Genomic DNA, 25,700 nt, shown 5'->3' on the forward strand with positions numbered 1-25,700 from the left:
GAGTCGAGCACCTTCCGCTCCAATCTTCGTTATTGTGAGAATAATTCAGATCATTTTCCATCAAATTAAAATTCTTTTTAGCACACCTTGAGAAGAGAAAAGGAAAAGAAAGATTCTTCTTCTGTTTGAGTTCATCACAATCTAGCGAACTCCTATGACATTAGGAGCTCAGGTTAAAGTTTCTCTAAAAAATAAAGCCTTCCTCAGTTTGAGGAAGGCTTTATTTACTATAGGTTGACAGGTTCTCTCACATCTTCTTTTAATGAAGCGAGAACTTGCGGGTCTACCTTCTCAATCGCGGCTTCTGCGGTTGAGAGGGCATCTTCGTATTCATAATTTCTGAAGTGATCTTCCGCCTTTAATAACAGATCATCAACACTTCTATACTTACCACGGTACCGATTCCCATATTGGATAAGCTTTTCTGTAAGAACAGAATCTTCAACTAACGTACGAGTCGATTCACAGCTTTCGTTAACAGTTCGTTCTGCCTCAGCTAGCACCTGGTTTATTTGATAGATATCCAACGGTACGTCAGATAATCTTTCATTTAGCTCCACGATGATGTCCTCAGCACGCTCATAGCCTTCTAAATAAGATTCAGGAATTCCAGGTATATTACTTAACTTCATCAAACGCTTCGATTCAATCAGCTTGCGCTTTAATTCCTTAATTGTATCTAAAGCTCTTAGCTCATCTTTTCGAAGCATGTGCAGGTTCTCTTTTTGAACTTTCAATTCTTCATCTACAATCGTTAAATCTTCTTTTAGTTTGATTGCACTTTCAGCAAGCAATGAGTATGCCTGCTTATTTTGATCGACGGCTTCCTGTACAGATTGGAACCTAACGTAAAGGTCAGATAGCTTCAGTTCAAGTTCTTTGATAGCCTTTAATTCCTGCTCTTCTAGTCGATAACTTAATTGAACAACATTACTTTCTTCCTGCAACTCTTGAAGATGGTTGTTCGTTTTCATCATTTCATGTTCAAGTTCTTCAACTTTTAATGTAACGAAGTGCCTTGCTTCTACTTCATTTTCTAATTGGTCATATAAGCCTTCAATTTTCAATCGTACAGCATCAATTTCGGTTTTAATCGATTGAACTTCAGTAGTTTCTATGGCAGTCTTCCATTTCTCTAGTTCAGAAGAAACTTCTTCAATTCTTTCATCGATTTCTAAATGGTCTAGAACATAGCCTTCAGATTCCATGGCTGACGTGCCATCTTCGAGCTCCTTGATTTGTGAAGGTATTTGATTGTTCACAAGAACAATCACTTCAGGTGTAATCGATATCTTTTCTTGAACAAGATCTAATCGTTCTTGTACTTCTACAAGAACATCTCTTGCTTCAAGATAATTACCCTCTTCAGTTAATTGTTCATAGCTTTTCAGCATATCCCGAAGTTCTTCTACCTCTACGTCGAGAACAGGGAATGCTTCTCCAAGTGATCGATTCTGAGATAATAGACGCTGTTTCGCTTCTCTAAAGTCTTCTTGTACAGAAGTAATTTCAATCCGATTTTGTTCCTCACTCGAAACTAACTCATCGATATCTTTCAATAACAGTTCAATTCTTTTTTCAGCGTGTTCTAAGCGGTGCTGTGTTTCTTCTAGCTTTGCCCTTGCTTTTCTGAAGCGATATCTTTCAGCTGCTTCTTCTATATCCATTAGCTGCTCTTCAAGGTTTGGGAGCTTCACAGCAACGATTTCATCCCACTCTTCACGCCATTTCTCAAACTTTTCTTCTGTTTGACCAGACATTACTAGTCCTTTTACTTTCGAAATTTCGTCAGTTACAGGCCTATTTAAAATATCGATCTTCCACTCTTCAAGACGATCGATTTCGTTGAATATTTTCCTTCTCGCATAAGCACCGTAAATAAAAACGGCTATCATCAGAATAATGGCAATGACAATATACTCCAACGGAAGCACCCCTTCTTCCACATCATCAATTTATGTAAATGTATACGAATAAACTACTTGAAATGTACATGATTAATTATATGTGTTTGAAATTTGGTAACGGTATTATGATACCATGTAATTACCTGTTTGACTAAATAAATTCAATATTCGACAGCCAAATTCCTTGATAATGTTGTAATTTTTTTGATTTATCGAAAGAGGTGCTTAAATATGAGTGAAAAATACGATGGTCACATTCATTCCCCATTTTGTCCACATGGTACCACTGACCCCCTCGAAAGTTATGTTGAAGAAGCAATTAAACTAGGTTTTTCTGGTCTTACGTTCACAGAGCATGCCCCACTGCCATCAAGCTTCTTAGACCCTGTCCCTTTAAAAGATAGTGGGATGTCTCATAAGCGTTTAGAAGCTTACTTTGATGCTGTCGAAAAGATCAAAGAGTCTTACCGTAATCAGATCGAAATAAAATGTGGTCTTGAGGTTGATTACATAGAAGGGTTTGAAGAAGAGACGAAGGCTTTTCTAGATAAAGTAGGTTCAAAATTAGATGATGCAATTTTATCCGTTCATTTCATTCACCATAACTATCAGTATACGTGCCTCGACTATAGCCCAGGTTCATTTGAAGAACTAGTGACATCATTAGGATCCGTTGATCATGTACATAAGAAATACTACGAGACTGTCCTTAAGTCATTAACTGCAGATCTTGGGGTTTATAAACCTAAGCGATTAGGTCATATAAGTTTGGTGAATAAGTTTCAAGAAAAGTTTCCTTACGATAACCTCTCAGCTAATCTTGTTACAGCAATATTGGATGAAGTAAAAAAACAAGAACTTTCATTAGACTATAACGGAGCCGGGACCGTAAAACCTCTTTGTAAGGAACCTTATCCGCCTTCGTGGGTAATTGAAGAAGCTATAAGCAGAAAAATCCCTCTCATCTATGGTTCTGATGCCCATAGTTATAAAGGGATTGGTCAAGGTTTCGATCAGCTTGTTACAAGTCAATTATCTTCTCCACTTCCACTCAGCCGTTCATAACGAACGGCTTTTGTTTTACTACTTTCAGATCTCCGCATATATATAGATCGACCCACTGTAATAGCTGCTTTGTATATCGCTCGATAAAATAAGTTTCATTAGGTTTAATGTGATGAACCTCTAGAATATATTGAGGTTGTAAGAAAGGCATCGATAACATCCCCCTTAGTTGCATCACGATATAATCGATTGACTGAGGGCGGAATTCCTTTCTCGAAAAACCCGCCTCAAATATTTTTGATAAATAAAACTTTTCTTTTGATAAATAAGTGGTCATGATTTCACGAACAAGGACCGAATCAAATGTAATTTCTCTATGAACGAACCTTGCTAACTGTCTATTTTGATGTTGGTACGTCATGATGGCTTGCAATGCTTCAACTAAACAAGCTTTCGCTGATTTTTTTTCTAACAACTTATGCACTTTCTCTAATTCGTTCACATAGCCTTCCAAAAACGTAGTCATCAAAAACTCAGCAAGCCCCTTCTTCCCATTAAAATAGTAAGAGATGAGAGAAACATTGACTCCGGCTTTGTTGGCAATATCTCGGACTGATGTTCCATTGTATCCTTTCGTATTAAATAGTTGAATGGCGGCCTGTATGACGTTTCGCTTCGATACTGTATCTCGCTCCTGCTTCATGTGGAACCACCCCCAATTTCTTTCGTAATATACTTTTTCGTTATACCTAGATGCTATCCTTTAATAATCGTGCGACAAAATATGTGTGTAAATCTGCAAGTTTTGATATGATTAGCATAATTTCGATACAAAGTTGAGGTGAATAAACTTGTTTGAAGTCGAATCCTATTCAGGCAAGAGTGAAAAAGATTATGAAATGGTCATTAAGCAACTTAAAGCACTACTAGATGGTGAGACAAACCAAATAGCTAATTTGTCAAATGCCTCGGCATTATTGAATCAATTCCTAAGTGATGTTAACTGGGTTGGATTTTACTTATACGAAGAAGAAAGCGACCAGCTTGTTCTTGGTCCATTCCAGGGATTACCAGCGTGTGTCCGTATTCCAAACGGACGTGGTGTATGTGGAACTGCTTTAAAAGAAGGGAAAACGATGAGGGTTGAGAATGTCCATGAATTTCCTGGCCATATTGCATGCGACGCTGCTTCACAGTCTGAGATCGTTGTTCCGATCCGTACGACTGATAAAATTATTGGAGTTTTAGATATCGATAGCCCCACTGTAGGCCGATTTGATGAAATCGATGAGAAGTACTTAGAGAAGTTTATCGCTACTTTAGAAGAATTCATTTAAAGTATAAAAGCTGTCGCGTATTTCGCGACAGCTTTTATAGATCGATAATTATTGATATGAAACCTCAAGCGACTCCAAGGCTTGCTTGAGATCTTCCCAGATATCATCGGATGCTTCTAAACCGAGTGATAAACGTATAAGAGAATGGTTGATCCCCATTCTACTACGCTCTTCCTCAGGAACAACAGCATGAGTCATCGTAGCAGGATGCTGAATAAGGGTTTCTGCATCTCCTAGACTTACAGCTATTTTAATCATTTCAAGCTTGTTCATAAAAGCTTGTGCCTCTGCTTTTCCTCCATCTATTTCGAAACTTATTAGTCCACCTGCTTGTTTCATCTGTTTTTGTGCAATAGCGTAAGACGGGTACCCTTTTATTCCAGGGTACATTACTTTTTTTATCTTAGGGTGACTTTTAAGTTTGTCTACAATTGACTCTGCGTTATAGCAATGCCTATCCATGCGAAGAGGAAGTGTTTTCAAACCGCGCAACAACAGCCATGCATCAAAAGGTGCTAAGATGCCTCCTATGTCTTTTTGTGTTGATTTTGCAATAGATGAAATTGTTTCTTTATCACCTGCAACAAGACCAGCAACTACATCACCATGACCACCAATATACTTAGTTGCGCTGTGTAAAACGATATCACAACCAAATTCTAATGGCCTCTGTAAATAAGGTGTTGAGAAAGTATTATCAACAACCACCGTAATTCCTCTTTCCTTCGCAATTGAAGAAATCATTTGCAAATCTATTAATTTCAAAGTTGGGTTAATTGGTGTTTCAATATAGATAACCCTTGTGTTTGGCTGAATTGAGTCAATGATTTGCTCCTTAGAATCAAGAGGAAGTAAGTCGTGTTCGACTGAGAATTTCTCTTTCATAAGTTGCAATAATCCAAACGTACAACCATAGACACCCTCTGAACACAAAATATGGTCACCAGACCGAACGAGATGAAAAAGAACTGCTGATACTGCAGCCATTCCAGATCCGAACGCTAATCCAGCTTCCGCACTTTCAAGTGATGCGATCCGTTCTTCAAGCATACGGACAGTCGGGTTACCTAACCTAGAATAAATATATCCAGGCTCTTCACCAGCAAACCTTTTTTCTCCCGCCTCAGCAGTTTCAAAAGTGAAGGTTGATGTTTGATATATAGGTGACGCAAGACTGTTATAGTGAGAGTTGGATTCATAACCATCATGAATCGATCTAGTTTCAAATTGATGTTTTTTCTTCAAAGCAATTCCTCCCCTATCTTTTAACTATGTACCTTTCACTTCTATTGTAAGCGCTTTCTAAGATAAGGTGAAGAGGAATTTAGTTTTTCTGAAATTAGTATCTCAACCTAGAATAAATGGTAAAGTTGACATGAATCTATGAAAAGGGTACAATGACAGTTGTGTAAAATAGAAATGGGCAGCAGCGTGACGGCTTGTGATTTCATTATGTTCCTTTAAATAGGTGCGCCGCGTAACCTCCGGCTGTCGAGGTGAAGGCGTGTGAAAACATAATGTGCACAAATCGGAATCACGACACTGTTTTTATTTTATACCAATAAAAATAGTGATAAAGGAGGAGCTAATTATGGCTCGTTATACAGGACCAAGTTGGAAAATTTCTCGTCGTCTTGGTATTTCTCTAAGTGGAACAGGTAAAGAATTGGAAAAGCGTCCTTACGCTCCAGGTCAACATGGACCTAACCAGCGTAGAAAGCTTTCTGAATATGGACTTCAACTTCAAGAGAAGCAAAAGCTTCGTCACATGTACGGCATGACTGAACGTCAATTCCGTCGTCTTTTCGATGATGCTGGTAAAATGAAAGGTGTTCATGGTGAGAACTTCATGATTCTTCTTGAATCTCGTCTTGATAACCTAGTTTACCGTATGGGTCTAGCTCGTACTCGCCGTCAGGCTCGTCAGCTAGTTAACCACGGCCACATCACAGTTGATGGCAAACGTGTTGATATTCCTTCTTACCGCGTAGCAACTGGTCAAGTACTAGGTGTTCGTGAGAAGTCTAACAACCTTGACATCATCAAAGAAGCTATTGAAGTGAACAACTTCGTTCCAGAATACCTTACTTTTGATGCAGATAAGCTTGAAGGTACGTACTCTCGCCTTCCTGAGCGTTCTGAACTTCCTGCAGAAATCACTGAAGCTCTTATCGTTGAGTACTACTCTCGTTAAGCTGTTTCTTAAAAACCTCGGACTTTGTTCCGAGGTTTTTTTTATTTATCCGAAGGCGTTCTTACCTATGAAACTGAACGTAAAAAAAGCCGGTAATCACTTCGTGATTACCGGCGCTTCTACATATTAAAATGTTAGAAGGTAGTATTTTTTCTTTCCTCTTCTAATAATCACATACTGTCCCTCGATTCGATCGTTAGAAGAAACTACTTTATCCATCTCTTGACTACGCTCTCCATTAATATAGATAGCTCCGTTTTTGATATCTTCTCTAGCCTGACGTTTGGAAGATGATATCCCTGCCTCAACAAGAAGGTCGATCAATCCTTTGTCATCCTCTTCAACGTGGTAAGAAGGAACATCTTTAAAGCCTTGTCGGATTTCATCTGCTGTTAATTCTTTAATATCCCCGCTGAATAGCGCTTGAGAGATGTTGATGGCTTGCTGAAGCTTTTCTTCACCGTGAACAAGTCTCGTTACTTCTTCAGCTAGCTTACGATGAGCTTCTCTTTTTTCAGGTGCTTCATCATTCATAGCTTCAAGCTCTTTAATTTCTTTAACGCTTAAGAACGTGAAGTAGTAAAGGAATTTCACAACGTCTCGATCATCCGTATTGATCCAGAACTGGTAGAATTCATAAGGTGATGTCTTCTCTGCATCTAACCAAATTGCTCCGCCCTCTGATTTACCAAACTTAGAACCATCACTTTTTGTAACGAGTGGGAACGTCGCACCAAATGCTTTTGGACGCTCTCCTTCTTCAGATCCTTCTTCTTTTCGAATGAGCTCTAGTCCAGCAGTGATATTCCCCCACTGGTCACTCCCGCCAATCTGTAGGCGGCAATTCTCATTACGGTACAACTCAAGAAAGTCATAAGACTGAAGAATCATGTACGTGAACTCAGTGAACGAAATACCAGCATCTAGACGAGAAGATACCGAATCCTTTGCAAGCATATAGTTCAAGCCAAAATTCTTTCCGATATCACGTAAGAAAGGAATAATGTTTAAGCCGCCGATCCAATCAAAGTTATTCACAGCTTTTGCTGGGTTTTCACTCGTCTCAAAATCAAGAAAACGAGCGAGCTGTCCCTGTAACTTATTTGTCCATTCTTGAACAATATCTTCAGAATTCAACGTTCTTTCGTTGGCACGACCACTTGGGTCTCCGATTAGACCCGTAGCCCCTCCAACGAGCGCAATCGGTGTATGACCTGCAAGCTGAAACCTTCTGAGTGCAAGCACAGGAAGGAGGTGCCCTATATGCAGGCTGTCTGCTGTTGGATCAAAACCAGAATAAATTCCGATACTGTTTTCTGAAAGTTCCTTCTTAAGGCCTTGCTCATCTGTAACCTGATTAATTAAGCCTCTGGATTCAAGTTCATCTAAAATATGCATGATATTAACTCCTTTTCCAATTAAAATTGAACACATAAAAAAACTCGCCCCTGGTAAGGGACGAGTTTGATCGCGGTACCACCCTTGTTGAAGAAAAAAATCTTTCTCCCACTTCATCAGGATAACGGCCTGGTCCGTCTTGATGCTACACAAACAAATATTCTTGTTCTTCACACCAGATGCTCATGGAAGTATTCACATTTCCTTTATGTTGGTTCACACCGACCACCAACTCTCTGAAAAAGGGAGGAAAACGCTACTTGGTCCATTCTTCGCATACCCGTTTAAAAATCTAACTAAATTAATATCACATATCGACCTATAATGTCAATTCCAACCGTCCAAAACATCAGGAAGCTTTATACAAATATCGACTAGATATGCTATAATTATTAGGATTAATTGAGGAGGTATAGGAATGCGAGAGCTTTTTTCTTCTATCAGGTCGAAGTGGAACGCGTTCATCGATAGATTGCAAGAATATCACATCTTAACTGGCTCAAGGATTGCTTATAAAGTCATTTGGAATTTATTCTTAATTTTTCTTGTGCTAGGACTTATGGGTAGCTTGTTTGCCGGTGGAGTAGGTGCAGGATATTTTGCATCATTAGTAAAGGATGAACAAGTCCGCTCCTATGATGAAATGAAGAGAGACGTCTATAACTATGAAGAAACTAGTGAGATATATTTCGCTGACGATGTTCTTCTCGGTAACTTTCGATCGGATATCGAGCGAAAGGAAGTCGATTTAAAAGACGTGTCCCCTTTAGTACAGAAAGCAGTCATCTCAACTGAAGATGAATATTTTTATGACCATGAAGGAATTGTCCCTAAAGCAATTGGACGAGCGATTCTTCAAGAGCTCACGAACTCTGAGGATCGAACTGGTGGTAGTACACTCACACAACAGCTAGTCAAAAACCAGATATTAACAAGAGAAGTATCATTTGAACGAAAAGCGAAAGAAATGTTACTTGCTTTGCGTCTTGAGAACTTCTTTGAAAAGGAAGAAATACTTGAAGCGTACCTCAATGTCGTGCCATTCGGTCGAAATGCTTCTGGAAGAAATATCGCTGGTGTGCAATCTGCAGCACAAGGAATCTTTGGTGTAGACGCTAGTGAATTAAATCTCCCTCAAGCCGCATTCATTGCTGGCCTACCGAAAAACCCATATACATACACTCCTTTTACGAATACTGGAATAGTAAAGGACGATCTTTCACCAGGAATTGACCGGATGAAGTTCGTACTTTATCGCATGTATACAGAAGGTTCAATCACTGAGGAAGAATACAATAAAGCAATAAAATATGACATTGAGAAAAATCTAACAGATCCTTCTCCTTCACCTTTTGAACAGTATCCATATCTAACGTTCGAAATAGAAGATCGTGCCAAAACAGCTCTTGCAAAGCAAATCGCTAATGAAGAAGGCTATGATGGGAAGAAGCTTGCCGAAAGCGTCGATCAATATAACAGAGTCACCTATGACGCTAACGTCTCAACAAGAACGGTAGAAGAAAGCGCTGAAAAAATGGGACTCAAGTGGGAAGAAGTAGAAAAAGACTCGAAAATCTTTATCGAGTTTATGAATAACGCGGAAAAAGAACTTAGGAAGAATGGTTATAAGATTCACACTACGATCGATAAAAGTGTTTACAATTCAATGAATGCAGCTAGAGATAAAGTTCTTGATAACCGGAGCTATTTCCAAAGTCCTAAAACCGTCTCAGTGCAAGACCCTGAAACGGGTGAAATGGTCGAAAAAGAATACCCAATGCAGGTTGGCGGGATTTTAATCGAGAATAAATCAGGAAAGATTCTATCATTTGTTGGCGGTAGAGACTTTGGTCAGGAAGCACTGAACCATGCAACGAACGCTTATCGTTCTAACGGATCTACAATGAAACCATTGCTCGACTATGCTCCAGCCATGGAAATTGGAAAGGTACAGCCAGGATACATTATCCCGGACCTCCCGATTAAGGAAAGGGGAGCATTTAATCCGAACAACTATTCTTCAAACTATCATGGATTAGTGACTGCAAGAAAAGCTCTTGAACGATCTTATAATGTTCCAGCAGCTCGGATTTACTCGAAGCTAAATCCTGTAGAAGCTACCGAATATTTGGTGAAAATGGGCTTTAGTACTCTTACTTTAGATGACCGCTATAACCCAGCCATGTCAATTGGTGCTTTAACTAGAGGCGTAAGTGTTGAAGAAAACACAAATGCTTTCGGTACGTTTGCAAACGGTGGTAAATTCGTAGACGCCTATATGATCGATAAAATTGTAGACAGAGAAGGAAATGTTGTTTACCAACATAAGCCAGATCCTGTTCAAGTCTTCAGCCCTCAAACATCCTATCTTACAATCGATATGATGAGAGACGTAGTTAGACAAGGTACTGCACAAGATGTACCAGGTAAATTGAAATTCACAGCAGATTGGGCTGGTAAAACGGGTACTGGTCAAGACTATAGAGATGCCTGGTTTGTAGCAGTTAATCCAAATGTGTCTCTTGGCGTTTGGACAGGGTACGACAAGCAAATGAGAATGGACTCTCAGTATGCTAGTCGTAATAAGAATTTATGGGCACTGTTTGCGAATGCAGCTTATGATGAGAAACCAGAAATCATGGACCCACAAAAACGATTCGATATGCCAACTGGTATCGTCAGAAGATCATTCTGTGGAATATCCGGGAAACTTGCTTCTGATTTATGTCAGCAAGCTGGACTTGTTCAAACAGATCTATTTAATGCAAAGTACGTACCTACAGAAGTTGATGACAGCTTAACGCAAGGTAGATACGTTGTCATCAATGGAAAGACATATGAAGCACTTTCATCAACGCCTTCAGAATTTGTAACAAGTGGTGTGATGATCAAAGAAGATTATTTCGAAGGCATCGACCTTAGTACACTACTCCCATCAAAGTTCAATGATTTGAACATCGTTTCAGAAGGTACTACTGCAAAAGAAAACGGTAAGAAACCTGGAGCAGTCGGAAGTGTTTCCATTAGCGGTTCTACTCTCACTTGGAACGCATCAGGGGAAAGTGATATAGTTGGATACCGTATTTACCGAGCAGGAAATGGAAGTAATTCATTTACTAAGCTAGGAAGCATAAAGGCCTCCGATGGTAGCTCATTCAATATTCCATCTGGTTCTTACGCTTACTATGTTACAGCAGTAGATGTTGCAGGGAATGAATCCTCTCCTTCCGCAAAGGTTACATCTGGTGATTGGTCTAATGAGCCTAAAGAAGAAGAAAAGCCAGATCCAGATCCACCTGAAGATGATGGAGATGATGACTCAGGCGGCGACAACAACGATGATTCGAGCGACGAAGATAACTCTGGAGAATCGAACGGCGGGAATGCTGGAAACGACGATGAGAACTCTGAAGAAGGAAATAACAACAGTTCAAGCTCCAATGATTCAAGCAGCAACTCAGGTTCCAATAATTCAAGCAGCAATTCAAGTTCCAGTAGTTCAACCTCCAATAGTTCGGGTTCCAATAGTACAAACTCTAGCAATAGTCAGGAATCGAACAACTCGAATAGTGAAGAATAACAAAATCCCCGCAGCAGAAGCTGCGGGGATTTTGTAGTTATTACTCTTCCATTGTAGATAGATCGCCAGTTGGTAAATCAAGCTCCCATGCTTTTAAGACACGGCGCATGATCTTACCACTTCTCGTTTTAGGAAGTTTATCACGGAACTCGATTTCACGTGGTGCTGCATGTGCAGCGAGTCCCTTTTTCACGTGATTACGAATTTCTTCCATTAACTCATCAGTAGGCTCATAACCAGAACGAAGTGCGATGAATGCTTTGATGATTTCACCACGTACTGGATCAGGCTTCCCGATAACACCAGCTTCAGCAACAGCTGAATGTTCAACGAGCTTACTTTCGACTTCAAATGGACCAACACGTTCACCTGACGTCATGATTACGTCGTCAACACGCCCCTGAAACCAGTAGTAGCCATCTTCATCCTTATAAGCAGAATCTCCAGATACGTACCAGTCACCTTTCATAAAGTAACTCTCATATTTTTCTTGGCGATTCCAGATCGCACGCATCATGGAAGGCCAGCCTTTTTTAATTGCGAGATTACCCATACGGTTAGGAGGTAACTCATTTCCTTGATCATCCACAATTGCTGCATGTACGCCAGGAATTGGTTTACCCATAGAACCGGGCTTAATTTTCATTGAAGGATAGTTACTGATTAGTTGGGCACCTGTCTCAGTCATCCACCAGTTATCGTGAATGCGTTGATCTAAGACTTTATTGCCCCATCTGATTACCTCTGGATTTAGTGGTTCTCCTACACTAAGGACGTGACGCAGTGATGATAAATCATAGTTTTTAATTATTTCATCTCCCGCTCCCATAAGCATACGGAAAGCCGTCGGTGCACTATACCATACCGTTACGCCATATTTCTCAATCGTGGAATACCAGTCTTCCGGACTAAAACGCCCACCACGGATGACATTAGATGTCCCTGCTAGCCATGGAGCGAATATTCCGTAAGATGTACCAGTAACCCAGCCTGGATCTGCTGTGCACCAATACACATCATCTTCTTTCAAATCTAGTACCCACTGTGCTGTTTGATAATGTTGAATCATAGCATTGTGAACATGAAGAACACCTTTTGGTTTTCCAGTTGAACCTGACGTATAATGGAGAATCATTCCATCTTCACGATCAACCCATTCGATCTTTAGATTCTTATCAGCAGATTCAAAATGATTGTAAAAATCAATATAAGGTCCTTCTTCCTTCACGTTATCCCCAACAAGAACGATACTCTCTAGATGAGGTAGTTCCTCTACAGGCACACGATCGAGTAACTCAGGAGTCGTAACGAGAACCTTTGCTTCGCTATCTTCAAGGCGGTCACGAACAGCTCCCTCCATAAACGCTTCAAATAATGGACCAGCAATAGCCCCTAACTTCAATGTTCCAAGCAGAATGAAGTAGAGTTCCGGAGAACGAGGCATGAAGATGAATACTCGGTCACCTTTTTCAACGTTGATCTTCCTCAAAACATTTCCGGCTTTATTACTCAATGACTTCATTTCACTATACGTATACTTTTCATCCCTCTTTGGATCAGAAAAATAGAGGGCAACTTTGTTTTTGCGTTCAGATTCAGCATGCTTATCGATTGCTTCATAAGCCATATTCACATTCCCAGTTTCATTCCAGGAAAATGCTTTTTCTGCTTCTTTCCATTCAAAATTCTCATAAGTAGCTTCATAATCCTGTAAGTTGTGATTTCCACGCGTAGCGGAAAGCGATTTCATTTCCAAGTAATTCTCCTCCTTCTTCTACATCTTTCAATGATTTCACTGATAGTATAACATAAATTCGTAATATTTTAACAAATAACAAAAGTTAATAAAATCATCCTGAAACCCCTTACATTTACACGTAATCATGTATAATAAGAGCTGAGATCGTTATTAAAGGTGGTGACTAGATGGAACATCAAAAGACATATAATGCAGTGGAATGGAATACGCCTCATGGAAAACTGATTATTGAGGGACCGATTACACCCGACCGCCTGGCCTCCTATCACTTACATAAAGATCTGGTAGCATTTCGCCCGCCTGAGCAGCAACATAGGGCTTTAATAGAAATCGCTGGCCTTCCAGAGGGAAGAATTATTGTAGCACGAGAGCGCGAAACAATCGTTGGTTACGTGACGTTTTTATACCCAGATCCGATGGAAAGATGGTCAGAGGGTAAGATGGAGAACCTACTTGAACTTGGAGCTATCGAAGTAATTCCTAAATACCGAAACGCTAAGGTAGGAAAAAGTTTGTTAAGAGCTTCCTTCATGGATGATTCGATGAATGATTATATCATCATCACAACTGAATATTATTGGCATTGGGACCTTAAAGGTACTGGCTTATCAGTATGGGACTATCGAAAAGTAATGGAAAAAATGATGAATGCTGGTGGTCTAGAATGGTATGCCACCGATGACCCAGAAATAAGCTCTCACCCTGCCAATTGCTTAATGGCGAAGATTGGATCAAGAGTAGACAGAGAGTCGATACAAGCTTTTGATGCGTTACGTTTTCAAAATCGGTTCATGTACTGAGAGTTAAAGGAGTGAGAGGACTTGATCATTGAGGAAATAATGAACAGGAATGTATTTTCTTTGAATGAATCGCAAACGATCGCAGATGCGATCAAACTGATGCGAGAAAAGAATATACGTCATCTCCCCATTGTGAATAACGATGGAGAACTAGTAGGGATCGTTTCAGATCGAGATGTAAAAGAAGCTAGTCCTTCGATACTCGATGCAAATCCTAACAGAGAAGTTCTAGAATCTTCTCTTTCTTCTATCATGAAAAAGGATGTTATCACTGCACACCCTCTTGATTTTGTAGAAGAAATCTCAAATGTATTTTATGAACACAGAATATCTTGTATCCCGATTATAGATAATAGAAAAGTTATTGGGATCGTTACCGAAACAGATATGCTGCACACCCTTATCCTTCTTACAGGAGCACATCAACCAAGTTCTCATATCGAAGTACAAGTCGAGAACGTCTCTGGGAAGCTTGCAGATATCACACAAATTATTCGAAAGCGCAATGTGAACATCATAAGCGTTCTCGTTTACCCTTGTAGTCATAACGAAGGGTATAAAAATATCGTTTTCAGAGTTCAAACTATGAATCCAACAGCTGTTGTAAATGATATTACTGAAGAGGGTTATAACGTACTTTGGCCAAGTATGCCAGGTGTGCAAAGATGAAATGTGATTCATTATTCATCTACTCCTCAGATTATTTAAACTACAAATTCAGTGATAATCATCCTTTCAATCATATTAGAGTCCAATTAACTCATGATCTATTGAAAGAACTAAGTGCATTATCACAGGATGAAATCATCTCACCGAGAATCGCAAGCGACGATGAAATCGCATTGATTCACGATCCAGCGTACATACAAGCTGTGAAGGATGCAGGCAACGGAACGCTAGCCTCTTCAGTTGCTGCTAATTATGGATTAGGAACTGAAGACACCCCAATCTTTTCGAATATGCACGAAGCTAGTGCACTATTAGTAGGTGGCACGTTAACTGCAGTAGACGCTGTGATGACTGGGAAAGCAAAACATGCGTTAAATATCGGTGGTGGACTTCATCACGGATTTCGTGGGAAAGCATCTGGATTTTGCATTTACAATGATAGTTCGATTGCAATTGAATATATGAAGAAGAAATATGATGCGAAAGTGTTGTACGTCGACACAGATGCCCACCATGGAGACGGGGTTCAGTGGGCTTTTTATGATGACCCAAATGTTTGTACACTGTCCATTCATGAAACCGGCCGTTATTTATTCCCTGGCACAGGAAATATTAACGAAAAAGGTCATGGCAAAGGCTACGGCTTTTCTTTTAACGTTCCGATCGATGCATTTACTGAAGATGAGTCTTTTCAAGAAGTTTACGAAAGTTCTTTTCGTAAAGTGATCGAATTCTTCAAACCTGATATCATTCTCACGCAAAACGGTGCTGACGCCCATTACTACGATCCTCTCACACATCTTTCCGTTACAATGAATAGCTTCGAATTCATTCCAAAACTTGCTCATGAGCTTGCACATGAATACTGCGATGGGAAATGGGTCGCTGTAGGTGGAGGTGGCTATGATGTGTGGCGTGTCGTGCCTAGAGCATGGTCTCGAATCTGGCTAGAAATGAAAAACAAAAAGGCTACTGGGGTATTACCTGAGAAATGGATTGAACGTTGGCAATCTCTATCTCCATTTGAGCTACCAAAAACATGGCACGATCCTAAAGATCTTTATGAACCGATTCCTAGAAAGAATGAAATCACAGAAAAAAACAAACTAACGTTGGAACGATCACTCTATCAAATCAGTCAATAAATAAAGAACCTGGAAGTTTCCAGGTTCTTTTTCATTGATTATTACTTGTTCTTTGTTGAGTTTCTATGTTGAATACGATGAGGCAATACAACAGTCTGTTCTTCAACTGTTTCCTTGTTCATGAATTTCGTGAGTAGTCGCATCGCTACTGCTCCAATATCATACATAGGTTGTACCACAGTTGATAACGTTGGTCTAACCATTGTAGCAAGCCTAGTGTTATCAAATCCAACCACTTCAAGGTCGTCAGGTACTTTGTAGCCATTATCCTGGGCACCATGGATGATTCCAAGAGCCATTTCGTCCGTACCACCAAAAATGGCAGTAGGCATGTTATCTTTTTCGATAAATCCATTCATCGCTTCGATACCTGAATCATATGTGTAGTCACCAATGGCAACCATATCTTCATTCACGTTTAAGCCTGCATCTTCTAATGCTCGACGATAACCTAGAAACTTCTCTTCTCCATTGATAGGATCCTCTAGAGGACCACTAACAAGACCAATATCCTTATGGCCTTTTTGGATGAATTCAGTAACTAGCTCATATGCAGCTTGTTGATAATCGATATTTACAGAAGGAATTTCTTCTGTTTTCTCAAGTGTAGCAGCTAATACGATCGGTACCGGTGAGCGTTTGAATTCTTCAACGTGCTCTTCAGTAATCTGGCCACCCATGAAAACAATTCCATCTACTTGTTTACCAAGCATCGTGTTCAATAGGTGAATTTCCTTTTCTTTGTTCTGATCTGAGTTGCTTAGAATGATATTGTAGTTATACATAGTCGCAATATCCTCAATACCTCTAGCAAGTTCTGCAAAGAAAATACTGGATATATCAGGGATGATTACGCCGACTGTTGTGGTTTTCTTACTAGCGAGACCACGTGCTACAGCGTTTGGACGATAACCTAACCGTTCGATTGCCTCGTGTACCTTTTTTCTCGTAGCAGGTTTAACATTAGGATTTCCATTTACTACCCTCGAAACCGTGGCCATCGATACTCCTGCTTCTTTTGCTACATCATAAATCGTTGTATTCACGATAATCCTCCTTCATGCTCTCTCGGACTTTGATTTAGTTAATGATACGATACTATTCTTCTGACTGCAAATATTAATCTTCCGCAATCAAGTAAGTCTTCTACCTAGTAGTTTCGGTATTATTCTATCACCCTATACGGTATAAGTGTATGTATTTTATTTCACAAGATAGTAACTGTATTAAAGATAGCACATTTATACCTTTTTTGCTTTAATATAAAGAAATTTATACAAGTAATATAGAATATCTATTATAACGCAAAAAAACAGACTGCCGAAAGTGATTCGACAGTCTGAGTTGGATTTACAACGTAGTAGGAGCAGCTTTTCCAGGGTTAAAAAGCCCGCTTAACTTTAGGTCATCTACGAATTTCTCGTATTGAGGAATATCTAGCTGTTGTGCTGCATCTGAAAGCGCTACTGCAGGATCAGGGTGAACCTCTACCATAATTCCATCTGCGCCAATAGCAAGTCCTGCCTTCGCAGCTGGCAATAGTAGGTCTCTTCTACCGGTTGAATGAGTAACATCAACAAATACCGGTAAGTGAGTTTCTTGTTTTAAGATTGGTACTGCCGTTATATCTAGCGTGTTTCGAGTTGCTTTTTCGTATGTTCGAATACCACGCTCACATAGCATTACTTGAGTATTTCCCTTTGAAACAATATATTCAGCGGCGTTGATAAACTCCTGTATCGTTGCTGAAAGTCCTCTCTTGAGAAGAACAGGCTTATCAACAGAACCGGCAGCTTTTAGTAATTCAAAGTTCTGCATGTTTCGTGCACCGATTTGAATAACATCAACGTACTTCTCAGCAATTTCGATGTCTGCTGGATTAACGATCTCACTTACAACTGCAAGGTCGTATTCATCCGCAACCTTCTTTAAAATCTTAAGTCCTTCTTCACCAAGACCTTGGAAATCATAAGGCGACGTACGAGGTTTAAAAGCACCACCTCGAAGCATTTTGAATCCTTGTTTCTTAACCGCCTTCGCAACTTCAGCTACTTGTTCATAGCTTTCGACTGCACAAGGTCCTGAAATCAATACTTGGCCACCAGCACCAATTTTTTCACCTTTGATGTCGATGACTGTATTATCAGGCTGACGCTTACGTGAAACCAATAGAGCTTTTCTGTGGTCGTCTTCTTGTAGTTCAAGACTCGCTTTGAAAATCTCTTTAAAGATATGCTGCAGAGTGGACGTTTCAAACGGCCCATCATTCTTCTCTGCTAGCAGATCAAGCATCTTACGCTCACGAACAGGGTCAAAACGATTGATCCCCTGAGATTTCTTAATTCTGCCTATTTCCTGTGCTACTTCTGCACGCTCGTTAATTAAATCGAGCAATTGCAAGTTAATCTCGTCTAGTTTCTCTCTCAACTCGTCAATCTGAATGTTAGCCATAATTTGTTCCACTCCCTATCTATATAAGTGATTAGGGATATTATATACGAAGAAAAATAAAATGTCACTACTTTTAGTTTAATTCTTAGACGCTTTTAAGCATTAAATCGTGTAAGTGAATAAAAAACGGCTCCATAGAGCCGTTTTGCCTATATTATTTTTTCACTGCATCAGCCAAAGATGAATACGTTATTCTCCAGTGCGAATCGTTCCAAACAACATGATCCCCATCGATGAGCAAAGCCTGTGGAGATTGGTGTTTAACGCCATAGGTTTCAGCTATATCATTCGATAGCGGTCTAGCTTCCTGAACATTTAAATAATAAACGTCATGATCATGATCTTCAGCAAACTTCTCAAATTCTTCAAAAGCCTGTGAGCTTATTGGACATGTTGTACTATTTTTAAATAAAAGAAATCGATCCGTTTTCTCCTTGACCTTCGAAAAGTCATCAAATGTTGCAAGTTTATTAATTCCCATACCGTTAATCATCCTTTCCTTATTACATAAATCCATTATAGATGAAAAGAGGTCATACAAAAAGGAGAAGCGTTTATAGCTTCTCCTTCTACCATTAATCTTGCTGATATTGGTGTCTTGTAGGGTTTTCGTTAGTAGCTGGCTCGTCATCAACAAAATGATCATTTAGATCGCGTTGAAAGCTCTCAACATCTTCATCTGCCTGAGCTCGAACATCAGGATCTTCAGAATTAGCTTTACGTTCTTTGATTTTTGAAACAATATTGTTTGATTGATCAGATACTTGCTTATAAATCGTGTTTGATCTTTCTTTCGCACGATTTGCAATGTCTGATCCTCTTTCAACAGCTGTATCACGGAATTGAGATGTTCTCTCTTTCACTACACCAGCTTGCTGGTTAAGATCATTTCGAAGTTCTTTACCTGACTTTGGTGCAGATAGTAGAGCTGCTGCCGCACCAACGATCCCACCGATTAGTGACCCGATGATGAAATCCTTTGTGTTGATGTTGCTGTTATTGTTATTGTTGTTGTTGTCGTTTGACATGTGATCAACCTCCTAAGATTTTGAATCGATATATTGGTCTGTTGCTTTTTTCTTTACTTGCCACTTTTGCCAAATTTGCATTGCAGCGTTGCCCCATTGAACAACCTTGGTTACTTGCTCTGATTGGCGCTCAGCTTCATCAGTTACTTTCTCTGAAATGTTCTTCAGTGAACTGTTCATCTTACCAAGTGACGTTCCAACCTCTCTCACTTGTACGAATACAGTATCCAGAGCTTCTGACTTCCCCTGAATATCTTCTGCAAGAAGGTTAGTCTTATGTAACAATGCTGTTGTTTCTGTCGTAAGACCATTCATCTGTTTCTCAAGACTATCAAGAGTTTTTGCTGTGTTGCTAAGCGTGTCTTTTAAGGATTTCAAAGTTTGTGCAACAAAATATACTAATACTGCAAATGCGATAGCTATGATAGCTACACTCAAATAAAGAATAATCTCCATCTCCTGGCACCTCCTTTTCTACCTGTGTTCCCTTGATTCGTCTCTAATAAACACTAGTTTGTCACTTCACATAAAAAAGTAAAATGAGACAACCTTACTACTATTATTCGTTAGAGTATCCATTATTCCTTTTTTACAAACTTTCTTTTCAAAGAAGAAATTGGATATTTTGTATTTTTGTTGGTCAAATCGCTGTTTGAGCCCTCCAGCATATAAAAAAAAAAGAAAAGGCACGTTGCCTTTTCTTTTTTACAACGACGCTTTCTCAGATTCATAAGCAGCCTGATATTTTTGAATATCTCCTGCCCCCATGAATAGTAAAACGCCTCTATTATGATCATTCAGTTTCTGAATCGACTCTTCAGTAATAAGATGAGAGTTCGGAACTTTTTCCATCAAATGATCGATCGTTAATTGTCCTGATTCTTCTCTAGCTGAGCCAAATATATCACATAGATAGACAACATCTGCTTCTTTTAAGCTATCAGCAAAATCATCTAAGAACGTTTTTGTTCTTGTGAATGTGTGAGGCTGGAATATCGCAACCACTTCACGATCTGGATACTTTTGTTGAGCAGATTCAATCGTTGCTTTTATCTCTGTCGGATGATGTGCATAATCATCGACAAGCACTTGATCATCAACAGCTTTTTCTGTGAATCTACGCTTTACACCTTTGAAGTTTTGAAGCTGCTTTTGTACAGCTTCACCTGGAAGGTTCTCATAATGACATAACGCCACTACTGAAAGAGCGTTTAGAACATTGTGCTTTCCATAAGTAGGAATTTGGAATGTTCGATAGTAATCATCACGAACGTGAACATCAAAAGTAGTACCATTCTCATCTACTTTTATGTTCGTTGCCTGAAAATCGTTTTGCTCGTCAAAGCCATAGAATACAACTGGAACTTTGGTTTGAATTTGCTGCAGGTATGGGTCATCTCCAAAAGCAATGATTCCCTTCTTCACTAGCATAGCCATCTCTTGAAACGCTGAAAAAACATCTTCGACATCTGAAAAATAATCCGGATGATCAAAATCGATGTTTGTCATGATTGCATAATCAGGTTTGTAAGATAAGAAGTGACGACGATATTCACAAGCTTCAAAAACGAAATACTGGCTGTCTTTTACCCCTTTACCAGTTCCATCTCCAATTAGGAAGGAAGTTGGCTCTGCTTCACCAATGACATGGGCAAGTAATCCAGTCGTTGATGTTTTGCCATGTGATCCAGTCACAGCAATACTAGTGAACTTTTGAATAAAGTCACCAAGAAATTTATGATAACGATAGACAGGAAGGTTCATCTCTCGAGCGCGAACTAACTCTTCATGTTCATCATCAAACGCATTGCCGGCGATTATAATCATGTTCTCAACAATATTTTCTTCTGAGAACGGAAGAATGGTAATATCTTTTTGCTCAAGGGCTTCCTGGGTAAAAAAGCGTTTCTCTACATCTGAACCTTGAACATTGTAACCCATGTCGTTCAAGATTTGCGCAAGAGCGCTCATTCCGGAGCCCTTAATGCCAACAAAGTGATATATAGTCATTTCAGAACCTCCACACTTTCATTTCTACACCGAATATCTTCTTTATTATATGAAATCCTTACATTCATGCTCCATATTTCTGTACAATACTGCATTATAGCATATATAGGAAGGATGCTCCAATATCTAAATGACCTTCTCTGGTTAAAAAAGACAGGTCTATTCCCTGTCTTTTTTACTCTACGCGTTCCAGTCTTGGATTAGGGCGATATTTTCTCCCTGCTTTTGCTTCAGGCTCATCGTCGATAATAACATTATCTCCAGTAAACCCAATGTTTACTTTTAGTAAACTACTACCTACACCATAAATATCAACAGGTACATTCTGACCCTCAAATTCCCGAATTCTTTCTTCTGTAAATCCACCGCTAACAACGATTTTGACATGGTCGAAACCTTCTTGATCAAGAGCATCTCTAAGCGCAAATATTAATTCAGCGTTAACTCCTCTTGGATCAAACGTTCCGAGTACGTCTGGATTCCTCCAGAAATATTGATCAACCATCGTTCTAGACGTATCGACTCGAACGCCTTTTAGCGTATCACCAAATTCCCTTGCTACTCTAAGAGAATCAGTAATGACATCATTATTATAATCGACCAAGGCAATCAAATCATCTTCAGGATATTTGGAGTGGTACGCTTTTGATGCTTCAACAACGTCACCTTTGAATAACTGAATCAACGCATGTGGCATCGTACCCATACCTCTTTTTCCCCACCATTCATTCATGGCATGCGTTGCTTGTGCTGTCGATCCACCAATGTAAGAAGCATAGCCGTCTCCAGCTTGCTGAGTATAGTGATCATCCCGATCACCCATGAAAATAACAGGTTTTTGAATACCAGAAGATCTCGCAGCTTTAACAACATGATATACATTCGTAGCGACTGAGGTTCTTCTGCCAAGAATTCCGTCAATAATCCCTTCTAGAAAACCAAAATTCTGATATGGACCTTTGATTTTCAATACCGTTTCGAATGGGGATATCTTATCGCCATCTTTTAATGAATGAATCTCAAGAGAATCAGGATCTTTGGCAAACGTCTTAATTAAAGCGATTGCTTCATCTGAACCACACAACACAGCATCACTTTTTTGGAAAAACTGCATCGTCACTTGATTGTCCGGTTTATACTCTTCGACAATTTCACACGTTTTTAGGAAGTATACTGCTGAAAACCAGCCTTCTTTGACTCTTTCATCAAATTTAAACGTGCGGTTTGTTAAGCGTTTTATTTCACCTTGCATTTTCAGTTCAATTTCTTTCATTCTGGGGCTCCTTCAAGTAGTTTCGTCATTCGAATGTGAGCTCTATATTTACTAGTATTCTTAATTAAGAGAGTAATAAAACATAATTTTTACACACTCTATATCATATAGAACAACCCTGGATAAAACAAGTAGAAAAGATATGCACTAAACGCGCATATCTTTGAGGAACGTCTCTTCAAAATCAGTCTTACTCATAAGAATGCTTCTTGGCTTACTACCCATTGCTTCAGAGACTAGCCCTCTTTCTTCCATCATTTCGATTAACCTCGCCGCTCTATTAAACCCGATACGAAAGCGTCTCTGTAGAGCTGAGGATGAAGCTTGGCCTTGGTCAAGTGCCCACATACAAGCTTCTTCAAACAAGTCATCCTCTTGTTCGTTGTATTGTTGCTTCTTTGCAAGATCTTCTTTGGCAATTAAGTAGTTTGGCTTTCTTTGTTTTCTTACAAACGATGTAACACGTTCAATTTCTTCATCTGAAACAAAGTTCCCTTGTAATCGAACTGGTTTAGACGAGCCATTTTCAAGGCAAAGCATATCCCCTTTTCCAAGTAGCTTCTCTGCACCACTCGTATCAAGAATCGTTCTTGAATCAATTTGAGAAGATACTGAGAAAGCAATACGGGTCGGAATGTTTGCCTTTATCAGTCCAGTAATGACATCAACTGAAGGGCGCTGAGTTGCTACTAATAAATGTATTCCACAAGCTCTTGCTTTCTGAGCTATTCTGCAAATTGCATCCTCAACATCTTGTGGAGATACCATCATGAGGTCAGCCAACTCATCGATGACAACGACGATATAAGGTAACTTATGCTGTGGTTCTCCATGTTCGATTGCTCTGTCATTATACCTTTTGATATCTCTTACACCAGCAGCAGCAAACTTTTCATACCGTTCTTCCATTTCGTCTACTGCCCACTTTAATGCTGTAGTCGCCTCTTTAACGTCATTGATAACAGGTGTAACAAGGTGTGGTAACCCATTGTAAGGTGCTAGTTCGACCATTTTCGGATCGATCAATAGCATTTTGACATCAGCTGGATTCGAATTTAATAACAAGCTCACAAGAATGGAATTAATACACACACTTTTACCTGACCCTGTAGCACCAGCGATTAAACCGTGAGGCATTTTGTGAATATCCGTAACTTTTGCGTTTCCTCCGATATCAAACCCTAAAGCCGCGTTCAATACAGCATCTTTTGATTGAAAAACGCCATTTCTAACGATTTCACGAATGAAAACAGGGCGACTACTCGGGTTTGGAACTTCAATACCTATAGCGTTCCGTCCTGGTATCGGAGCTTCCATACGAATATCTCTCGCTGCTAGACTCAATTTGATATCATCACTAAGGTTCGTAATTTTATTTACTTTCACCCCAGGACTCGGCTGAACTTCAAAGCGCGTCACGGTTGGCCCCATAGTAGCTCCAATGACGGTTGCTTGAACATTAAAGTTCTTCAAAGTGGATTCGAGCAGTTCACGTTGCTCCTCGAGCCATTGTTCATCATTACCTTCGTCACGTGGGGGAATATCTAATAGTGAAATAGGAGGTAGCTTGTACTCACCGTTTGATACTGGCTTTTTCACAAGGTGTCTACGATCACTCGCAAGCATCATTACATTGTATGGAACTTGAGGCTTAGGGCGTCCCTCTTCTCTCTTTTGTTCTACTTTCTTATTTTCTTTCTTAACCGGGCGCTCAATTTTTTCTTGTTCCTTATGTTCAACCGCTTGCTCTTGAGTGTTTTTTGTTTCAGGCAGATCCTCTTCAGAAGAAGGTTCTTCAGATTGTAGCGGTTCAGACGTTTCCTCTCTCTCAATGAATGAAGGGACGTCTACATGTTCTTCAAGCTCTCCAGTTGGTTCTTCCTCTTGTTCTTCTTCTGGTTTTTCTTCTGTTTCTGCTTCTTGTTCAATTGGAAGATCGATATCTTCAATAATTTGAAATGCTCGATCATCGCTTTTTTCTTCACCATCGTAGTCGCTAGATTGTTCTTGCTGCGTAAGCTCTTCCTCTTGTTGAATAGGCTGCTCCTCGAAGTGAGCTTCTTCATCCACTCCAATAGGTGAAGCGATTTCTTGTTCTTCTTCTCGGTCACCTTCTAAGTTCACTTGTTGACTATTCTCTTCAGGGTGGTTATCTGAAATAATTGTTTCTTTCTGTTCACCTATGAAATCGTCAGTAGCTGTGATTGAAGAGCTATCATCATCGATGGTAGGTTCACTCGTCTCTTCAGATTCTTCGAACTCAAGCGAGTCACTTTCTGATACAGAAGAATCTTGACTAATTTCATCATGCTTTTCGTTGAGTTCAGAAGAATAATGGTAATTGATTTCAGTTTCTTCAGAGCTATAATCAGTCGGATTGTGTATGAGCTGATCAATAACTTTATGTTCATTCAGCGGGGTATATTTATTACTATTTTCGGTCTCTTGAATTGCTTTCTCAACTTTCTCTGCTACCGGTCGTTTACTAAATCCATAGATCGGTGATGGAATATCAGTAGGCTTAAAATTAACACCGCCGAACTTTTTAGGTGGCTCATCCTGTGGTTCAGTTGTGTTTTTAGATACGTTCGGTTTAGAAATCGCTTGCTTTTTTGAGCTATCGTTCGTGTTCTTTGAAGTCCGTTGTTTTGATTCAGCAGGCTTAGGAGCATGACTACTCTTTTGACTATTCTTACTATCAACTTTTCTGCCGCTCTTATAAGACTCATCAGGAATTAAAGGAAAGCGAAAATTGCCATCACGAGGGTATTGATGAACTATTCTCGCTTCATTCTTTCGATCACCACTTTCAATTCTACCGATTGAGTTTCTACGATCTGGTTTTTGGTGTTCTTTAGGAGCTTGTGCTTTTTTCTCCTCAGTAGGGTCGTCCAATTCTTTTTCTTCATTTACATCAAATAATTTATTCAGTGCTTTTTTAAACCAATTATTACTCAATTAAAATCACCTTTTCTAGTTAAGCCTTTTAGCTTTTGTTCTTCTATTTTATCGGATATTCCCCTATCATTGTAAGGCACTTTCTAAAATCTTTCGTTAATTTAGGTGCTTCTTAGTCTAAATTAGTAAAATCGGTTCAATATCCCCATACAAAAAATAGCAAAAAGAAAAAACCTACTAGAAAAT

20 protein-coding genes and 1 other annotated feature are annotated in these 25,700 nt (G+C 39.5%); of the genes, 7 read left to right on the forward strand and 13 right to left on the reverse strand.

Translation table 11 applies throughout. From position 1 onward, the window contains the following. Positions 1–227: 227 nt before the first annotated feature. A complete protein-coding gene (gene ezrA / locus LCM09_RS03660) occupies positions 228–1,925 on the reverse strand; it encodes a septation ring formation regulator EzrA (RefSeq protein WP_224878761.1) in 1,698 nt (565 codons plus the stop codon). A gap of 213 nt (positions 1,926–2,138) precedes the next feature. Between ezrA and hisJ the strand changes: the two genes are divergently transcribed. Continuing rightward, a complete protein-coding gene (gene hisJ, locus LCM09_RS03665) occupies positions 2,139–2,972 on the forward strand; it encodes a histidinol-phosphatase HisJ (protein ID WP_224878762.1) in 834 nt (277 codons plus the stop codon). On the opposite strand, the gene refZ is transcribed toward hisJ, so the two are convergent. Continuing rightward, positions 2,959–3,615 carry a forespore capture DNA-binding protein RefZ gene (gene refZ / locus LCM09_RS03670; protein WP_224878763.1) on the reverse strand — a complete coding sequence of 219 codons (657 nt, stop codon included), beginning with the start codon at positions 3,613–3,615 and terminating at the stop codon, positions 2,959–2,961. The genes hisJ and refZ overlap by 14 nt on opposite strands. Before the next feature lie 148 nt (positions 3,616–3,763). Between refZ and LCM09_RS03675 the strand changes: the two genes are divergently transcribed. After that, on the forward strand, positions 3,764–4,249 hold the full coding sequence (locus LCM09_RS03675) for a GAF domain-containing protein (protein WP_318246483.1): 486 nt from the start codon (positions 3,764–3,766) through the stop codon (positions 4,247–4,249). A 48-nt stretch (positions 4,250–4,297) separates the two neighbouring features. Here LCM09_RS03675 and megL read toward each other — a convergent pair whose 3' ends face one another. Then, positions 4,298–5,500 carry a methionine gamma-lyase gene (megL, locus tag LCM09_RS03680; RefSeq protein ID WP_224880063.1) on the reverse strand — a complete coding sequence of 401 codons (1,203 nt, stop codon included), beginning with the start codon at positions 5,498–5,500 and terminating at the stop codon, positions 4,298–4,300. 340 nt (positions 5,501–5,840) lie between these two features. On the opposite strand from megL, the gene rpsD reads away from it, so the two are divergent. Beyond that, entirely contained in the window at positions 5,841–6,443 is a 603-nt protein-coding gene (rpsD, locus tag LCM09_RS03685) for a 30S ribosomal protein S4 (protein WP_224878764.1), read from the forward strand. Between the two features lie 126 nt (positions 6,444–6,569). On the opposite strand, the gene tyrS is transcribed toward rpsD, so the two are convergent. Next, the gene (gene tyrS / locus LCM09_RS03690; protein ID WP_224878765.1) at positions 6,570–7,841 is read right to left on the reverse strand and encodes a tyrosine--tRNA ligase; all 1,272 of its coding nucleotides are present in this window, start codon (positions 7,839–7,841) and stop codon (positions 6,570–6,572) included. Between the two features lie 53 nt (positions 7,842–7,894). Further along, positions 7,895–8,123 (reverse strand) — a binding site (T-box leader). A 136-nt stretch (positions 8,124–8,259) separates the two neighbouring features. Here tyrS and LCM09_RS03695 point away from each other — a divergent pair. Continuing rightward, the gene (locus LCM09_RS03695) at positions 8,260–11,421 is read left to right on the forward strand and encodes a transglycosylase domain-containing protein (RefSeq protein WP_224878766.1); all 3,162 of its coding nucleotides are present in this window, start codon (positions 8,260–8,262) and stop codon (positions 11,419–11,421) included. Positions 11,422–11,461: 40 nt separating this feature from the next. Here LCM09_RS03695 and acsA read toward each other — a convergent pair whose 3' ends face one another. Continuing rightward, positions 11,462–13,171, reverse strand: coding sequence for an acetate--CoA ligase (gene acsA / locus LCM09_RS03700; RefSeq protein WP_404800791.1), 1,710 nt, complete (start codon positions 13,169–13,171; stop codon positions 11,462–11,464). A 176-nt stretch (positions 13,172–13,347) separates the two neighbouring features. Here acsA and LCM09_RS03705 point away from each other — a divergent pair, with 176 nt between their 5' ends. The 3 genes from LCM09_RS03705 to LCM09_RS03715 are packed head-to-tail and all read left to right on the forward strand — an operon-like array spanning position 13,348 to position 15,794. Then, entirely contained in the window at positions 13,348–13,980 is a 633-nt protein-coding gene (locus tag LCM09_RS03705) for a GNAT family N-acetyltransferase (protein ID WP_224878768.1), read from the forward strand. Between the two features lie 21 nt (positions 13,981–14,001). Further along, positions 14,002–14,649, forward strand: coding sequence for an acetoin utilization AcuB family protein (locus LCM09_RS03710; RefSeq protein WP_224878769.1), 648 nt, complete (start codon positions 14,002–14,004; stop codon positions 14,647–14,649). Continuing rightward, entirely contained in the window at positions 14,646–15,794 is a 1,149-nt protein-coding gene (locus LCM09_RS03715; RefSeq protein ID WP_224878770.1) for an acetoin utilization protein AcuC, read from the forward strand. The genes LCM09_RS03710 and LCM09_RS03715 overlap by 4 nt, the downstream gene beginning before the upstream one ends. 41 nt (positions 15,795–15,835) lie before the next feature. Here the strand turns inward: LCM09_RS03715 and ccpA are convergent, their stop codons facing one another. From ccpA to LCM09_RS03755, 8 genes are all read right to left on the reverse strand, one after another. Continuing rightward, a complete protein-coding gene (ccpA, locus tag LCM09_RS03720) occupies positions 15,836–16,840 on the reverse strand; it encodes a catabolite control protein A (RefSeq protein WP_224878771.1) in 1,005 nt (334 codons plus the stop codon). Between the two features lie 304 nt (positions 16,841–17,144). Beyond that, positions 17,145–18,245, reverse strand: a complete 1,101-nt coding sequence (locus tag LCM09_RS03725) for a bifunctional 3-deoxy-7-phosphoheptulonate synthase/chorismate mutase (protein ID WP_224878772.1) — start codon at positions 18,243–18,245, stop codon at positions 17,145–17,147. A 154-nt stretch (positions 18,246–18,399) separates the two neighbouring features. Next, on the reverse strand, positions 18,400–18,726 hold the full coding sequence (gene ytxJ / locus LCM09_RS03730; RefSeq protein WP_224878773.1) for a bacillithiol system redox-active protein YtxJ: 327 nt from the start codon (positions 18,724–18,726) through the stop codon (positions 18,400–18,402). A gap of 94 nt (positions 18,727–18,820) precedes the next feature. Continuing rightward, positions 18,821–19,273, reverse strand: a complete 453-nt coding sequence (locus tag LCM09_RS03735) for a YtxH domain-containing protein (RefSeq protein ID WP_224878774.1) — start codon at positions 19,271–19,273, stop codon at positions 18,821–18,823. 12 nt (positions 19,274–19,285) lie between these two features. Then, a complete protein-coding gene (locus LCM09_RS03740) occupies positions 19,286–19,729 on the reverse strand; it encodes a DUF948 domain-containing protein (RefSeq protein ID WP_224878775.1) in 444 nt (147 codons plus the stop codon). Positions 19,730–19,978: 249 nt separating this feature from the next. Beyond that, entirely contained in the window at positions 19,979–21,283 is a 1,305-nt protein-coding gene (gene murC / locus LCM09_RS03745; RefSeq protein WP_224878776.1) for a UDP-N-acetylmuramate--L-alanine ligase, read from the reverse strand. A 175-nt stretch (positions 21,284–21,458) separates the two neighbouring features. Continuing rightward, positions 21,459–22,556: a nicotinate phosphoribosyltransferase gene (locus LCM09_RS03750; RefSeq protein WP_224878777.1), complete on the reverse strand. Its 1,098-nt coding sequence runs from the start codon at positions 22,554–22,556 to the stop codon at positions 21,459–21,461. Between the two features lie 147 nt (positions 22,557–22,703). Then, positions 22,704–25,514 carry a DNA translocase FtsK gene (locus LCM09_RS03755; protein WP_224878778.1) on the reverse strand — a complete coding sequence of 937 codons (2,811 nt, stop codon included), beginning with the start codon at positions 25,512–25,514 and terminating at the stop codon, positions 22,704–22,706. Positions 25,515–25,700 lie beyond the last annotated feature (186 nt).

Source organism: Guptibacillus algicola, assembly GCF_020171805.1.
GTDB lineage: Bacteria > Bacillota > Bacilli > Bacillales > Guptibacillaceae > Guptibacillus > Guptibacillus algicola.

Excerpts from the sequence above, each read along its gene's own strand:
- acsA (WP_404800791.1), bottom strand. The coding sequence starts at position 13,171 with ATGAAATCGCTTTCCGCTACGCGTGGAAATCACAACTTACAGGATTAT.
- murC (WP_224878776.1), bottom strand. The coding sequence starts at position 21,283 with ATGACTATATATCACTTTGTTGGCATTAAGGGCTCCGGAATGAGCGCT.
- LCM09_RS03695 (WP_224878766.1), top strand. The coding sequence starts at position 8,260 with ATGCGAGAGCTTTTTTCTTCTATCAGGTCGAAGTGGAACGCGTTCATC.
- rpsD (WP_224878764.1), top strand. The coding sequence starts at position 5,841 with ATGGCTCGTTATACAGGACCAAGTTGGAAAATTTCTCGTCGTCTTGGT.
- LCM09_RS03705 (WP_224878768.1), top strand. The coding sequence starts at position 13,348 with ATGGAACATCAAAAGACATATAATGCAGTGGAATGGAATACGCCTCAT.
- LCM09_RS03725 (WP_224878772.1), bottom strand. The coding sequence starts at position 18,245 with ATGGCTAACATTCAGATTGACGAGTTGAGAGAGAAACTAGACGAGATT.
- LCM09_RS03715 (WP_224878770.1), top strand. The coding sequence starts at position 14,646 with ATGAAATGTGATTCATTATTCATCTACTCCTCAGATTATTTAAACTAC.
- LCM09_RS03735 (WP_224878774.1), bottom strand. The coding sequence starts at position 19,273 with ATGTCAAACGACAACAACAACAATAACAATAACAGCAACATCAACACA.
- refZ (WP_224878763.1), bottom strand. The coding sequence starts at position 3,615 with ATGAAGCAGGAGCGAGATACAGTATCGAAGCGAAACGTCATACAGGCC.
- LCM09_RS03740 (WP_224878775.1), bottom strand. The coding sequence starts at position 19,729 with ATGGAGATTATTCTTTATTTGAGTGTAGCTATCATAGCTATCGCATTT.
- ytxJ (WP_224878773.1), bottom strand. The coding sequence starts at position 18,726 with ATGGGAATTAATAAACTTGCAACATTTGATGACTTTTCGAAGGTCAAG.
- hisJ (WP_224878762.1), top strand. The coding sequence starts at position 2,139 with ATGAGTGAAAAATACGATGGTCACATTCATTCCCCATTTTGTCCACAT.
- LCM09_RS03750 (WP_224878777.1), bottom strand. The coding sequence starts at position 22,556 with ATGAAAGAAATTGAACTGAAAATGCAAGGTGAAATAAAACGCTTAACA.
- tyrS (WP_224878765.1), bottom strand. The coding sequence starts at position 7,841 with ATGCATATTTTAGATGAACTTGAATCCAGAGGCTTAATTAATCAGGTT.